Source organism: Stenotrophomonas sp. SrG, from assembly GCF_050031795.1.
GTDB classification, from domain to species: Bacteria; Pseudomonadota; Gammaproteobacteria; order Xanthomonadales; family Xanthomonadaceae; genus Stenotrophomonas; species Stenotrophomonas rhizophila_A.
The window spans coordinates 1-242 of record NZ_JBNBBE010000983.1 but is presented as its reverse complement, the minus strand read 5'-3'; the positions used below and the strand labels follow the sequence as shown (position 1 = coordinate 242).

1 protein-coding gene is annotated in these 242 nt (G+C 67.8%); it reads left to right on the top strand.

Annotation, left to right across the window (positions count from 1 at the left end):
- Nucleotides 1–242: hypothetical protein (locus ACQG3P_RS22440; protein ID WP_426806289.1), on the top strand; the 242-nt coding region annotated here is incomplete at both ends.

Genomic DNA, 242 nt, shown 5'->3' with positions numbered 1-242 from the left:
CCCGTGGCCATCAGCATCGTGCCGCCCGCCTGGCCCGCGATGGAAAGACCGAACCTCCGGCTACCACTGTTGTGCCGGCCGCCCCCGCAGTGGCCGTAGAGGCCAGCAATGCCTTCAGCGAGCGCGTGCGTGCCGCGGCCTACCAGACCCTGAACCGAGCACTTATCGCCGGCCTGCCAACCCAGATCGGCCACCGAAGCGACAAGGGCGATTTCATTGACCCGCGCAAGCGCCGCTTCATG